The sequence below is a fragment of the Bacillus sp. FSL P4-0334 genome, assembly GCF_038004825.1.
GTDB classification, from domain to species: Bacteria; Bacillota; Bacilli; order Bacillales; family Bacillaceae; genus Bacillus; species Bacillus velezensis.
Window position 1 is genome coordinate 1,448,505 of sequence record NZ_JBBORX010000001.1, and the last position, 11,984, is coordinate 1,460,488.

Here is an 11,984-nt window from a genome sequence, read left to right on the forward strand (position 1 = left end):
AAAAAGAAGTCAGAATGATAAGAAAACAATGCAGGGGGATGGAATCTATGAGTCGAACAGCATCATCGGAAGTGACAACTGCCCAGTGGCAGCAAAAACGGGATCAATTCGTTTCCAAGGGGGTCGGCAACGGAAACCGCAGCATGGCGGTAAAAGGGGAAGGGGCGCTTTTGTACGATTTGGACGGCAGACGATTCATTGATTTTGCCGGAGCGATCGGAACGCTGAATGTCGGCCATTCCCATCCGAAAGTGGTGGAGGCCGTGAAGAAACAGGCGGAGGATCTGATTCACCCGGGATTTAACGTCATGATGTATCCGTCTTATATTGAGCTGGCCGAAAAACTTTGCGCCCTTGCGCCGGGAGATCATGCGAAAAAAGCGATTTTTCTCAATTCGGGGGCGGAAGCGGTGGAAAACGCCGTGAAAATCGCCAGAAAATATACGAAGCGCCAGGCTGTCGTGTCATTTACAAGAGGGTTCCACGGCCGCACGAACATGACGATGAGCATGACGAGCAAGGTGAAGCCTTATAAATTCGGTTTCGGCCCGTTTGCCTCAGAGGTGTATCAGGCGCCGTTTCCTTACTATTATCAAAAGCCGGCCGGCATGAGCGACGAGCAGTATGACGACTTTATCATCAGCGCTTTTGAGGATTTCTTTATCGCCGCAGTTGCACCGGAAACCGTCGCCTGTGTCGTCATGGAGCCGGTTCAGGGAGAAGGCGGCTTCATCATTCCGTCAAAACGTTTCGTCCAGCACGTCGCCGCTTTTTGTCAAAAACACGGCATTGTTTTTGTAGCGGATGAGATTCAGACCGGTTTTGCCAGAACGGGAACGTATTTTGCGATTGAGCATTTCGGAGCCGTTCCGGATTTGATCACCGTATCCAAATCACTTGCGGCCGGATTGCCGCTGAGCGGCGTCATCGGCCGGGCGGAAATGCTTGATGCCGCCGCGCCGGGGGAACTCGGGGGCACATATGCGGGAAGCCCGCTCGGCTGTGCGGCTGCGCTTGCGGTCTTGGATATTATTGAAGAAGAAGGGCTGAATCAGCGTTCCGAGGAGATCGGCCGGATCATCGAGCATCAAGCGCTCGAGTGGAAAAAAGAGCATGCCTGTATCGGAGAAGTGCGCAGACTCGGCGCGATGGCGGCCATCGAAATTGTCAAAGATCCGGACACGCGGGAACCGGACAAAGCAAAAGCCGCGGCGATCGCCAAAACGGCGAACGAGAACGGACTGCTGCTGCTGACGGCCGGCATTAACGGCAACATTATCAGATTCCTGACGCCGCTTGTCGTGACGGATGAGCAGCTCAAAGAAGGCCTTTCCATTATCGAAGCAGCTCTGTGAGTTCAATTATTGGAATGCCGGCGGATGTGTCTGCTATCATGAAAGTGTAAGATACATCAACCAGCATTCAATGGCTTTACTATAGCAGAGAAAGGAATGTTCAATATGCCAGAACAATTAACAGTGTACAACCCGGCAACGGGAGAGGCGATCGAAAGCATCCCCCAGCAGACGGCCGAAGATGTTGAAAAAGCGATTGAACGTTCACATCAAGCGTTTCAATCATGGTCCAAAACATCAGCGGGAGAACGTGCCTCACTTTTGAGAAAATGGTATGAGCTGATTGTTGAAAATAAAGAAGAACTTGCGGAATTAATTACGAAAGAAAACGGCAAACCGTACGAAGAAGCGGTCGGAGAAGTTTTATACGGCGCCGGCTATATTGAATGGTTCGCCGAAGAAGCAAAACGGATTTACGGCAGAACAGTACCTGCGCCGACAACGGGCAAACGGATTGTCGTCACCCGTCAGGCGGTCGGCCCGGTAGCCGCGATCACGCCGTGGAATTTCCCGAATGCGATGATTACAAGAAAAGCCGCGCCCGCTTTGGCGGCAGGCTGTACGTTCATCATCAAACCGGCGGAGGATACGCCGCTTTCCGCTTACGCCCTTGCGCGTCTCGCATATGAAGCGGGAATTCCGAAGGACGTGCTGCAAGTGGTAATCGGTGACGGAGCCGAAATCGGAAACGTCTTCACCAGCAGCCCGAAAATCCGCAAAATTACCTTTACCGGCTCAACGCCTGTCGGCAAAATCCTGATGAAAAACAGCGCCGACACCGTAAAACATATGTCAATGGAGCTTGGCGGACATGCGCCGCTGATCGTGGATGAAGACGCTGATCTTGATCTGGCAGTAGCCCAAACAATGGCCTCTAAATTCAGAAATGCCGGCCAAACCTGCGTCTGTGCGAACCGGCTGATCGTACACGAATCCGTAAAAGACGAGTTTGCGAAAAAACTGAGTGAAGAAGCTGCGAAACTCAAAGTCGGAAACGGTCTTGAAAAAGGCGTAAACGTCGGCCCTGTCATCAACAAAAAAGGCTTCGATAAAATCGTCGGCCAAATTAATGACGCCGTGGAAAAAGGCGCAAAAGTGCTCACGGGCGGAACGTATGACCAAAACGATGAAAAAGGATGCTATTTCGTGACACCGACCGTGCTGTCAAATGTAGATACATCCATGAACATCATGCATGAAGAAACATTCGGCCCGGTTGCGCCGATCGTTACGTTCTCAGATATTGATGAAGCGATCAAGCTTGCGAACGATACGCCGTTCGGGCTTGCGGCTTATTTCTTCACAGAAAACTACCGCCGCGGCATCTATATTTCTGAACAGCTTGAATACGGCATCATCGGCTGGAATGACGGCGGTCCGTCCGCGGTTCAAGCGCCGTTCGGAGGAATGAAAGAAAGCGGCATCGGCCGTGAAGGCGGTACGGAAGGCATTGAGCCGTACCTGGAAACCAAATACATGTCTATCGGACTTTAATGAGCCGAAAAGAAAGCCCCGCTTCTAAGCGGGGCTGTTTTTATTGAGCAGTCTGCCGGTGAATATCGCCGGCAGGCTTTTTTGATCTTGCGGGAATAATCGGTTCGATTCCAGACAAAATAACAGCAAATACGATTGAAAGAAGGTCGCCATCATGGATATATTACTGGCTCTTCTCCCGGCTTTATTTTGGGGGAGCATCGTGTTATTTAACGTCAAATTAGGCGGCGGGCCTTACAGCCAGACGCTGGGAACGACAATCGGGGCGCTCATCGTTTCGTTTGTGTTGTATCTGTTTGTCCACCCGGTGCTTTCTGGCCGCATTTTTATTGTCGGCATCATCTCGGGGCTGTTTTGGTCGCTCGGCCAAAGCAATCAGCTTAAAAGCATACAGCTGATGGGCGTTTCAAAAACGATGCCGATATCTACGGGAATGCAGCTCGTCTCGACTTCTTTGTTCGGTGTGATCGTATTCAAAGAATGGTCAACCCCGATCGCGATTACGCTGGGTATTCTCGCCCTTATTTTTATCATCATCGGGATTGTGCTCACATCTTTAGAAGATAAAAAGGGGCGGGCGGACGGAGAACCGGGAAACTTAAAAAAAGGCATTGTCATCCTGCTGATCTCCACGCTCGGTTATTTGGTCTATGTCGTTGTGGCCCGGCTGTTCGGCGTATCCGGATGGTCAGCGCTCCTGCCGCAGGCGATCGGGATGGTCATCGGCGGACTGCTCCTGACGTACAAGCATAAACCGTTTAATAAGTACGCCCTCAAGAACATTCTGCCGGGAATCATCTGGGCGCTCGGGAATATGTTTCTGTTCATCTCACAGCCGCGCGTTGGAGTTGCGACAAGTTTTTCCCTCTCTCAAATGGGGATCGTCATCAGCACGCTCGGCGGAATCTTCATTCTCCGTGAGAGCAAAACGAAGCGTCAGCTGGTCGCCATTGCCATCGGGATTATCCTGATCATTGTGGCCGCGGTATTCTTAGGCGTTGCGAAATCAAATTCATAACAAATGCAGGAGGTTTGAACATGTACACGGATTTAAAAGGAAAAGTCGTTGCCATTACGGGAGCTTCATCAGGATTAGGAAAAGCGATGGCGATCCGCTTCGGACAGGAGCAGGCGAAAGTCGTGGTTAACTACTATAGTAATGAAAAAGACGCCCAAACCGTTAAAGAAGAGATTCAAAAAGCGGGAGGCGAAGCGGTCATCGTTCAAGGAGACGTCACAAAAGAAGAAGATGTCAAAAACATCGTGCAGACCGCGGTGAAGGAATTCGGGACATTGGATGTCATGATCAATAACGCCGGCATGGAAAATCCGGTTCAGTCACATGAAATGCCGCTTAAAGACTGGAACAAAGTCATCAATACCAATCTGACCGGCGCTTTCTTAGGAAGCCGCGAAGCCATTAAATATTACGTAGAGAATGATATTCAAGGAAACGTCATTAACATGTCAAGCGTACATGAAATGATTCCATGGCCTCTGTTTGTTCACTACGCGGCGAGTAAAGGCGGCATCAAATTGATGACGGAAACGCTGGCGCTTGAGTACGCGCCGAAGCGCATCCGTGTCAACAACATCGGGCCGGGAGCCATCAATACGCCGATCAACGCGGAAAAATTTGCGGATCCCGTTCAGAAAAAAGATGTGGAAAGCATGATTCCGATGGGATATATCGGTGAGCCGGAAGAAATCGCGGCTGTCGCCGTCTGGCTTGCTTCAAAGGAATCAAGCTACGTAACCGGCATTACGCTGTTTGCTGACGGGGGAATGACCAAATATCCGTCATTCCAGGCAGGCCGCGGATAAGAAAAAAAGCGATCGCAGGCTCTTTAGAGCCGGATCGCTTTTTGCTTACGCGCGTTTTTTCTTTACAAGCGCCGCGATGGAAAGGATAATCGCCGCAGCTGACAGAACGATGGCTGCAATATCAAGCGCTGATACGCCGGATTTGCTTTCTTCGTTTGACTGTTCAGCTCCGTGCGCATCCGTCACGCTGGCCGATTTCGTGATTTTCGTAATCGAGTGAGGCGTGTCGGCTTTCTCATCACCCGTCCATTCTACAATGCTGCCGTCTTTGTAATATTGGTAAGCGTCCCAAGCGGCATCTCCGCTCTTTTCAGGATTTTTCGCAACGAACGTGAACTGCTGGAATTGGCCGGGCTGGATGCCGCCGTCCTTTGCTTCCCAAGTGACGGAGACCGCTTTGTCATCATGTTTGGATACGGATGTTTTCCAGCCCGGAATCGGCTGATATTGCTGAAATTCAACGCCGGCGGGCATTTTCAGCACGACTTTCGTTGTCGGCTCATTCTTTTCCACAGGCACTTTCATCGTGTACGTTTCCCAAGAACCGGCCGCGGATTCCGCGGGTTTGACTGAGACGTGGGCGCTTGCTGCCGCCGTAAAACCGACGAGTGACAGGGTCACGGCGGATATGAATAATAAAGCCTTTTTTTTCAACATGAGATACACTCCTTAGTTTGTCGTTGAGAATATTTGGTTGATTTCATTAAAATCGTTTGTCAGCCCGTGGACTTTGATCTTCCAGTTTCCCTTTTCGGTGATGGACAGGTTGGCGGCTTCGAATGTGCCTTCCTTCGTCTTCTTCAAATCAAAGGTGCTTTCATGCTGTTTGCCGCTGAAGCCCGTCTGGTAAACAGTGACCGTAAATTGCTGAATGTCTTTTACCAAGCTGCCGTTGTGATCGGTGACAATGACTTGAAATTCATTTTTACCCGGCTGGTTCGGCGTAATGTGCAAGGACAGGGTTTCCCCGTTTCCGATCGTTTCTGAACCGTTAAAAGGCAATGGCGCAGGCGGCGGCGGGCTGGGCAGGCTTGTGAAGACGGCGGTTGTAAATAACACCGCAATGCCTAGTGCCCATTCGGCCTTTATCGTTGCGCTGATGCTCCTTTTTCTGCTGAACTTCGTTATCCATACGTGAACGGCGCCGAGCACAAGCATGATGACAAACAGTCCGATTTTCAAAAGGAGCGTCTTACCGTAAGCGGTGTGAAAGAGTGAATCAAACGTGCGGATAATGAAAAATCCGTTCAGCACACCTGAAAATAACAGCACACCGACAGAGGCGAACGCCCAAGGAGAAAACCGTCTGACCGTTTCCCAAGCGATGGTTTTATCGGGTTTTCTCCACTCTGATGAAAGCAGCAGCACAAGCGCGGCGATACCGCCCATCCATACAGACGCGGCCGATAAATGGAGAAAGTCCATCGCGATGCCGACCGCTTTTTCGTCGATAACCGCCGCATGCCCGGCGAATGCTTTTGCCAAAAGCGAAGCGAAGAAGAACAACAGCGGCGCCGTCCAGTACGCAAATGACCGGAATGCTTTCTTCTTCAACAGCGGGATCATGGACAGGGCGAGCAGGATAAATAAGCTGATCTGGATCATCCAGACGTACCCGCCTGCCGTTTTCAGAAGCGTTTCTTTTACATAGTCCGGCTGGAACGCGGCGCTCCAAGCGCCGCCCGCGTTTTCTTTCGTCTGGATCGGGAGCTGGCAGATAAGCGCGAGCCCCGTTACACATAAAGAAATCACGAGCAGCTTTACAGTTCGTTTTGCTTTTGATGAATCTTTATTATTTCTGTACCAAAACAGATGGAAAAAAGCCGTGCCGATAAACAGGGAGAGAGCGGTGTACAAAATACCGCGGTCGATGGCCGCTTCGGGATGAAGCGCCGCTTGCGATGATGTCTGCTCCTGAAGTTCTCCGCCGGCTTTTCCGACACTGAAAGGGATGACGCCGGATACCGGATGTCCGTCGGCCGATACCGCGTTCCATTCCGCTCTGTAAATATCATGCGGCAGATTTTTTTTCAATGCCGCGGTCATGATGCGGGCATCATTTTTTTGAATCACCGTTTTGCCCGCGTCAACCCGTTCGCCGGATGAATTATAGACCTTAATGGAGTGGAAGCCTTCTTCAATCTGTTCATTAAACTCAATTTCAATCTGCTTCGGCGCTTGTTTTAATTCGCTGTTCTCACCCGGATTTGAGTTTGTGATGTAGGCGTGGGCGAAGCTTGTTTTCGGAATCAAAACAAGGAACAGCAAAAAGATGAGCCAGCGTTTGTTCTGTCTCATGGATGATGACACCGCCTTCCGGTTGGTTGTTGTTATGTCTTGCTGCAGGTGCATCCCTTCTGCCTGTCGTGTAAGATGATGTCCGCCGCCTCGTCAAAGGTGCAAATGACCCCGCCGAATCCTTTTTGAAACCGTTCTGCGTAATCAAGCGTTGAGAAGGGAATCGCCTGAGGCCGGCAGCAGTGAAGGTCAATATCGGCATGGACTAAAAAGTATGCGGAAGCGGCCGTCAGCGTCGTCTGGAGAAGAAAATCTTTACAAATGACGTGGGACACTTCTTCCTTTTTATCCTCATACCGCAAAATCGCGCAATGAATGCAGCACATCTGCTCAACGGCTTGTGAAACGGTAATAAGCTGAACAGAATACGAATGCTGAATCGGCCGCAGGCAATAGCCGCATTGATTGGCGCTTCGTTCTGAATCGGGAGGGAGCGTAATGCCGCCGGGTGTCCGGATAATCCGGTTTGCATCCGCCAGCTGATTGACGTCTCTGTACACGGTCATCTCGGAGACGCCGAATCTCTCGCTTATGTCAGAGATTTTCAGCGCGCCCTCTTCTTTCAGCCATTCAAGCAAGGTTTGCTGTCTGTGAATCGGAAGCAATTCTTCATCCTCCTTTTTATGCGAATGAGTGATGAACCTCCCTCTAAGAGTAGATGTTTTCACAAATGCACACAAGAGCCTGATGATAAAATATGTGAAAAAATGTTGAACAATCACAAATGTAAAAGACGTAGTCAGACTCTGTTATAATAGAAGAGTTGAATGGAGGAATAAACATGAAAGAAACGACCTGCCCGAACTGCGGCAAGCCGATTACAGGCGACATGGTCAGATCATCCATGATCCCGTGCCAGTTTCAGTGCGGGCATTGCCATGTGAAATTGCGTGAATATAAAGTATCAGCTCCGATTATGGCTGCGGCCATTGCGATTACGGTGCTTTTGATTTATCTTGTGCAGATGGCCAGAACCGCCGTCATGCCGATGTTTCCGGCAGCGCGGTATGTGCCGGCCGCCATTTTCGCGCTCGTATGTGCGTATCCGGTGTTTATTGTCAGTGAGCGGCTCATTGCCAAACTCGTCGTCACAAAAGGACACATTATATACAGAAAGCGGTAAGACACCTTTGATGAGGTGTCTTTTTTTTGTTAAGGAGTTGTCACAGTCTCCGTGCCAAACTCCTCTTTACTTTTCATTGAATGGGGATTGTAAGCGTTTTATGATGAAGACACAGGGGAGAGAGAAACCCCGTGTCTTATTTATTTTCATCTGAAGGCAAGCAAACAGGGAGGGAATGAACATGCAGCAAGAACAGCAAGCTGGCATGAAAGTGAAGATACAGCGGTTCGGCAGTTATTTAAGCGGTATGATCATGCCGAATATCGGCGCATTTATCGCATGGGGAATTATCACCGCGCTGTTTATTCCAGCGGGATGGTTTCCGAATCCGCAGCTGAATACATTGGTAAGCCCGATGATTACGTATCTACTGCCGCTTTTAATCGCATATACGGGCGGAAAAATGATTTACGATCACCGCGGGGGAGTCGTCGGAGCGACGGCCGCCATCGGAGTCATTGTCGGAGCGGACATTCCGATGTTCTTAGGGGCAATGATTATGGGGCCTTTGGGCGGTTATCTCATTAAACAATTAGACCGTGTGTTTAAAGATAAAGTCAGACAGGGTTTTGAAATGCTGATCAACAACTTCACGGCGGGAATTATCGGAGCTGTGCTGACGATTATCGCGTTTTATGCGATCGGCCCGGTCGTCCTGTCTCTTAACAAATTGCTGGCGGCGGGTGTGGAAGTCATTGTCCACGCGAATTTGCTGCCGATTGCAAGCGTTTTCGTAGAACCGGCGAAAGTCCTGTTCCTGAATAACGCGATCAACCACGGCATTTTAAGTCCGATCGGAATCGAGCAGGCCGCCAAAGCGGGTAAATCCATTCTGTTCTTAGTGGAAGCGAACCCCGGGCCGGGACTCGGTATTTTACTGGCATATATGTTCTTTGGGAAAGGCTCTTCAAGATCGACGGCTCCGGGAGCGGCGATCATTCATTTCTTCGGGGGGATTCATGAAATCTATTTCCCTTACATTTTAATGAAACCGATGCTGATCCTCGCGGCGATCGCCGGGGGAGCGAGCGGACTGCTTACATTCTCGATCTTTAACGCGGGTCTTGTCGCCGCATCATCTCCGGGAAGCATCATCGCCATTTTAGCGCTGACGCCGAAAGGAAGCTACCTCGGCGTGCTGACGGGCGTCATCGTTGCCGCGGCCGTATCGTTTATCGTCTCGGCGTTTATTCTGAAATCGTCTAAAGCGGGCGAAGAAGATTTGACAGCCGCGGCGGAAAAAATGCAGGAAATGAAAGGCAGGAAAAGTGAAGCGGCGGCCGCGTTGGCAGACAAAGAGGAAGAGCCGGAAAACAGCGCCGCTGATATTTCCGCCGACCAAGTCAGCCGCATTATCTTCGCGTGTGACGCGGGTATGGGATCGAGCGCTATGGGCGCCTCCATTTTAAGAAACAAAGTGAAAAAAGCAGACCTGGATATTGATGTGACAAATACGTCGATCAATAATCTGCCGAATGACGCGGATATCGTCATTACGCATAAGGACCTGACTGACCGCGCGAAAGCGAAGCTGCCGCAGGCGGTGCACATTTCGGTTGATAATTTCTTGAACAGCCCGAAATACGATGAACTGATTGAAAAGCTTAAAAACTAATCAAACAGAAAGAGGGATTTTCATCATGGAAGTATTGGCTAAAGCGAACATCAAACTGAACCAGACAGTGAACTCAAAGGAGGATGCCATCCGCCTCGCGGGACAGACATTGATTGATAACGGCTACGTGAAGAACGGCTATGTGGAAAAAATGTTCGAACGTGAAGAAACATCATCCACGTTTATGGGGAATTTCATCGCGATCCCGCACGGCACGGAAGATGCAAAGGATGAGGTGCTTCATTCAGGCATTTCCGTCATCCAGATTCCGGACGGTGTGGAATACGGTGAAGGCAATACGGCAAAGGTCGTTTTCGGTATCGCCGGAAAAAACAATGAACACTTAGACATTCTGTCAAACATCGCCATCATCTGCTCAGAGGAAGAAAACATCGAACGGCTGATCAGTGCAAAGACGGAAGAAGAACTGGCCGCTATTTTCAGCGAGGTGAACTGACATGATTGCCCTTCATTTCGGAGCGGGAAACATCGGGCGGGGCTTTATCGGCGCCCTGCTCCATCATTCCGGCTATGAGGTAGTTTTCGCTGATGTGAATGAAACGATGGTCAGCCTTCTCAATGAAAAGAAGGAATATACCGTGGAGCTTGCCGACGGCGGCCGGCAGACAGAAATCATCGGCCCCGTTTCAGCCATCAACAGCGCGGTGCAAGAACAAGAGCTGTACAGGCTGATCAATGAAGCGGCGATCATTACGACGGCGGTGGGCCCGAACGTTCTCAGACTCATCGCCCCGTCCATCGCGGAAGGGCTGAAGCGCAGAACGTCCTCTGAGCCTCTCAATATCATTGCCTGTGAAAATATGATCGGCGGCAGCAGTTTTCTGAAAAAAGCAGTTTTCGGACATTTGACGGAAGCGGAGCGGGAACTCGTGAACCGGACGGTCGGCTTCCCGGATTCGGCGGTGGATCGGATCGTGCCGATTCAGCACCATGAAGATCCGCTGAAAGTATCTGTAGAACCGTTTTTTGAATGGGTCATAGACAGAACCGGCTTTGCCGGCGGCCAGCCGGTACTGGAAGGCGCGTTGTTTACGGATGATCTTACACCTTTCATCGAGAGAAAGCTGTTTACCGTCAATACCGGTCATGCCGTTACGGCGTACGTCGGCTATCAGCGCGGATTAAAAACCGTCAAAGAGGCCATCGGCCATCCGGAAATCCGGCGTGTCGTGTACGATGCACTTTCAGAAACGGGCGAGTACTTAGTGAAAGCGTACGGCTTTAAGCAAGCCGAACACGAGCAGTACATGAAAAAAATCATCGGCCGCTTTGAAAATGAATACATCACGGATGATGTGACAAGAGTCGCCAGATCACCGCTCAGAAAACTCGGAGCGAATGATAGATTAGTAGGGCCGGCCAAAAAAATAAAAGAACCGAACGCGCTGGCAGAAGGCATCGCCGCCGCCTTGCGTTTTGACTATCAGGATGATCCGGAAGCGGTTGAGCTGCAAAAGCTTATCGCGGAAAAAGGCACGAGCCGCGTTCTTCAAGACATTTGCGGTATTCAGCCGCATGAACCGCTGCACGGCATCGTGCTCAAAAAGCTCAATCAATAAAAATGAACCCGCGTCGGGGGACGCGGGTTTTTTCTTGCGTTATAATAAGAGGGAAGGGAGGCTGCGTGATGAATCAGAAGCTATTGCCACATCGTTATCCGTTTCTTTTAATTGACGGCACGACGAACAGTGAAGCCGGAAAATGGGCGGCTGCTTACAAAAACATCAGTGAAAATGACTGGTTTATAACTGAATCCCAAAGAGAGATGCCATTTTCGCTCGTCGTTGAAGCAATGGCCCAAACGGCGGCTTGCGCGGGAATTACCGGCGGTGACAGCCTCGGTCTCTTATCCGCGGTGAAGAAAGCGGAAAGGTTAGGTGCTGCTTTGCCGGGAGACCGTCTGGATCTTTTGTTTGAGGTCACGCGGATCAGGCGCGGTTTTGTGTTCGGCCGGGCGAAAGCGTCCGTTGCCGGGAAGCCTGTGGCGGAAGCTGAGCTCAGCATATTTATCCAGCCATCGTAAAAAAAGCCGCCTCCATCGGCGGCTTTCGGACAAGTCTGTTATTTTGTATCATAATCTCTTTCACTTTGTGAATTGTCCCTTTGGTCATGTTTGTGTTTTTCGTCATTGGCGTTTTCCTTCAGCTCTTCCAGCGGAATCGGATCGGTTAAATCATGATGTTCAGGATTTTCATTCGGTTTGTTCTTTTGTTTTCTTTCTTTCATCCTCCATCACCTCAATATTTCTTTTCCT

The 11,984-nt window shown here is 50.3% G+C and carries 13 protein-coding genes; 9 read left to right on the forward strand and 4 right to left on the reverse strand.

The genetic code is table 11. The features are described from left to right. The first annotated feature begins 47 nt into the window (after positions 1-47). The 4 genes from gabT to gdh all read left to right on the forward strand — a co-directional run bounded on the left by gabT (position 48) and on the right by gdh (position 4,673). Positions 48-1,355, forward strand: coding sequence for a 4-aminobutyrate--2-oxoglutarate transaminase (gene gabT / locus NSQ37_RS07380; RefSeq protein ID WP_023356706.1), 1,308 nt, complete (start codon positions 48-50; stop codon positions 1,353-1,355). 105 nt (positions 1,356-1,460) lie between these two features. Continuing rightward, positions 1,461-2,849: a succinate-semialdehyde dehydrogenase gene (gabD, locus tag NSQ37_RS07385; protein WP_007410282.1), complete on the forward strand. Its 1,389-nt coding sequence runs from the start codon at positions 1,461-1,463 to the stop codon at positions 2,847-2,849. Between the two features lie 154 nt (positions 2,850-3,003). Continuing rightward, positions 3,004-3,867: a RhaT/GlcU family sugar-proton symporter gene (locus NSQ37_RS07390; protein ID WP_003156317.1), complete on the forward strand. Its 864-nt coding sequence runs from the start codon at positions 3,004-3,006 to the stop codon at positions 3,865-3,867. A gap of 20 nt (positions 3,868-3,887) precedes the next feature. Next, entirely contained in the window at positions 3,888-4,673 is a 786-nt protein-coding gene (gdh, locus tag NSQ37_RS07395; RefSeq protein ID WP_003156315.1) for a glucose 1-dehydrogenase, read from the forward strand. A 45-nt stretch (positions 4,674-4,718) separates the two neighbouring features. Here gdh and NSQ37_RS07400 read toward each other — a convergent pair whose 3' ends face one another. The 3 genes from NSQ37_RS07400 to NSQ37_RS07410 are packed head-to-tail and all read right to left on the reverse strand — an operon-like array spanning position 4,719 to position 7,576. Then, entirely contained in the window at positions 4,719-5,330 is a 612-nt protein-coding gene (locus tag NSQ37_RS07400) for a YcnI family copper-binding membrane protein (protein WP_012116813.1), read from the reverse strand. 12 nt (positions 5,331-5,342) lie between these two features. Further along, on the reverse strand, positions 5,343-6,971 hold the full coding sequence (locus NSQ37_RS07405) for a copper resistance CopC/CopD family protein (RefSeq protein ID WP_169510073.1): 1,629 nt from the start codon (positions 6,969-6,971) through the stop codon (positions 5,343-5,345). 32 nt (positions 6,972-7,003) lie between these two features. After that, positions 7,004-7,576 (reverse strand): DeoR family transcriptional regulator, encoded by a 573-nt coding sequence (locus NSQ37_RS07410; RefSeq protein WP_094032075.1) that lies wholly within the window; start codon positions 7,574-7,576, stop codon positions 7,004-7,006. A gap of 176 nt (positions 7,577-7,752) precedes the next feature. Between NSQ37_RS07410 and NSQ37_RS07415 the strand changes: the two genes are divergently transcribed. The 5 genes from NSQ37_RS07415 to NSQ37_RS07435 all read left to right on the forward strand — a co-directional run bounded on the left by NSQ37_RS07415 (position 7,753) and on the right by NSQ37_RS07435 (position 11,753). Continuing rightward, positions 7,753-8,094, forward strand: coding sequence for a hypothetical protein (locus NSQ37_RS07415; protein ID WP_003156306.1), 342 nt, complete (start codon positions 7,753-7,755; stop codon positions 8,092-8,094). Between the two features lie 175 nt (positions 8,095-8,269). After that, complete coding sequence (locus tag NSQ37_RS07420) at positions 8,270-9,709, forward strand: PTS mannitol transporter subunit IICB (protein WP_124692592.1); 1,440 nt, start codon at positions 8,270-8,272, stop codon at positions 9,707-9,709. 25 nt (positions 9,710-9,734) lie between these two features. Beyond that, positions 9,735-10,166, forward strand: coding sequence for a PTS sugar transporter subunit IIA (locus NSQ37_RS07425; protein WP_012116817.1), 432 nt, complete (start codon positions 9,735-9,737; stop codon positions 10,164-10,166). Between the two features lies 1 nt (position 10,167). Beyond that, on the forward strand, positions 10,168-11,289 hold the full coding sequence (locus NSQ37_RS07430; protein WP_059368249.1) for a mannitol-1-phosphate 5-dehydrogenase: 1,122 nt from the start codon (positions 10,168-10,170) through the stop codon (positions 11,287-11,289). Between the two features lie 68 nt (positions 11,290-11,357). Further along, entirely contained in the window at positions 11,358-11,753 is a 396-nt protein-coding gene (locus tag NSQ37_RS07435; protein WP_032872906.1) for a 3-hydroxyacyl-ACP dehydratase FabZ family protein, read from the forward strand. A 38-nt stretch (positions 11,754-11,791) separates the two neighbouring features. On the opposite strand, the gene NSQ37_RS07440 is transcribed toward NSQ37_RS07435, so the two are convergent. Next, positions 11,792-11,956: a hypothetical protein gene (locus NSQ37_RS07440; RefSeq protein ID WP_003156294.1), complete on the reverse strand. Its 165-nt coding sequence runs from the start codon at positions 11,954-11,956 to the stop codon at positions 11,792-11,794. Positions 11,957-11,984 lie beyond the last annotated feature (28 nt).

What these genes read in the sequence shown, in the direction of transcription:
- NSQ37_RS07440 (WP_003156294.1), bottom strand. Translation starts at nt 11,956, where the DNA reads ATGAAAGAAAGAAAACAAAAGAACAAACCGAATGAAAATCCTGAACAT.
- NSQ37_RS07415 (WP_003156306.1), top strand. Translation starts at nt 7,753, where the DNA reads ATGAAAGAAACGACCTGCCCGAACTGCGGCAAGCCGATTACAGGCGAC.
- NSQ37_RS07430 (WP_059368249.1), top strand. Translation starts at nt 10,168, where the DNA reads ATGATTGCCCTTCATTTCGGAGCGGGAAACATCGGGCGGGGCTTTATC.
- NSQ37_RS07405 (WP_169510073.1), bottom strand. Translation starts at nt 6,971, where the DNA reads ATGAGACAGAACAAACGCTGGCTCATCTTTTTGCTGTTCCTTGTTTTG.
- NSQ37_RS07425 (WP_012116817.1), top strand. Translation starts at nt 9,735, where the DNA reads ATGGAAGTATTGGCTAAAGCGAACATCAAACTGAACCAGACAGTGAAC.
- NSQ37_RS07390 (WP_003156317.1), top strand. Translation starts at nt 3,004, where the DNA reads ATGGATATATTACTGGCTCTTCTCCCGGCTTTATTTTGGGGGAGCATC.
- NSQ37_RS07420 (WP_124692592.1), top strand. Translation starts at nt 8,270, where the DNA reads ATGAACATGCAGCAAGAACAGCAAGCTGGCATGAAAGTGAAGATACAG.
- gabT (WP_023356706.1), top strand. Translation starts at nt 48, where the DNA reads ATGAGTCGAACAGCATCATCGGAAGTGACAACTGCCCAGTGGCAGCAA.
- NSQ37_RS07435 (WP_032872906.1), top strand. Translation starts at nt 11,358, where the DNA reads ATGAATCAGAAGCTATTGCCACATCGTTATCCGTTTCTTTTAATTGAC.
- gdh (WP_003156315.1), top strand. Translation starts at nt 3,888, where the DNA reads ATGTACACGGATTTAAAAGGAAAAGTCGTTGCCATTACGGGAGCTTCA.
- NSQ37_RS07400 (WP_012116813.1), bottom strand. Translation starts at nt 5,330, where the DNA reads ATGTTGAAAAAAAAGGCTTTATTATTCATATCCGCCGTGACCCTGTCA.
- gabD (WP_007410282.1), top strand. Translation starts at nt 1,461, where the DNA reads ATGCCAGAACAATTAACAGTGTACAACCCGGCAACGGGAGAGGCGATC.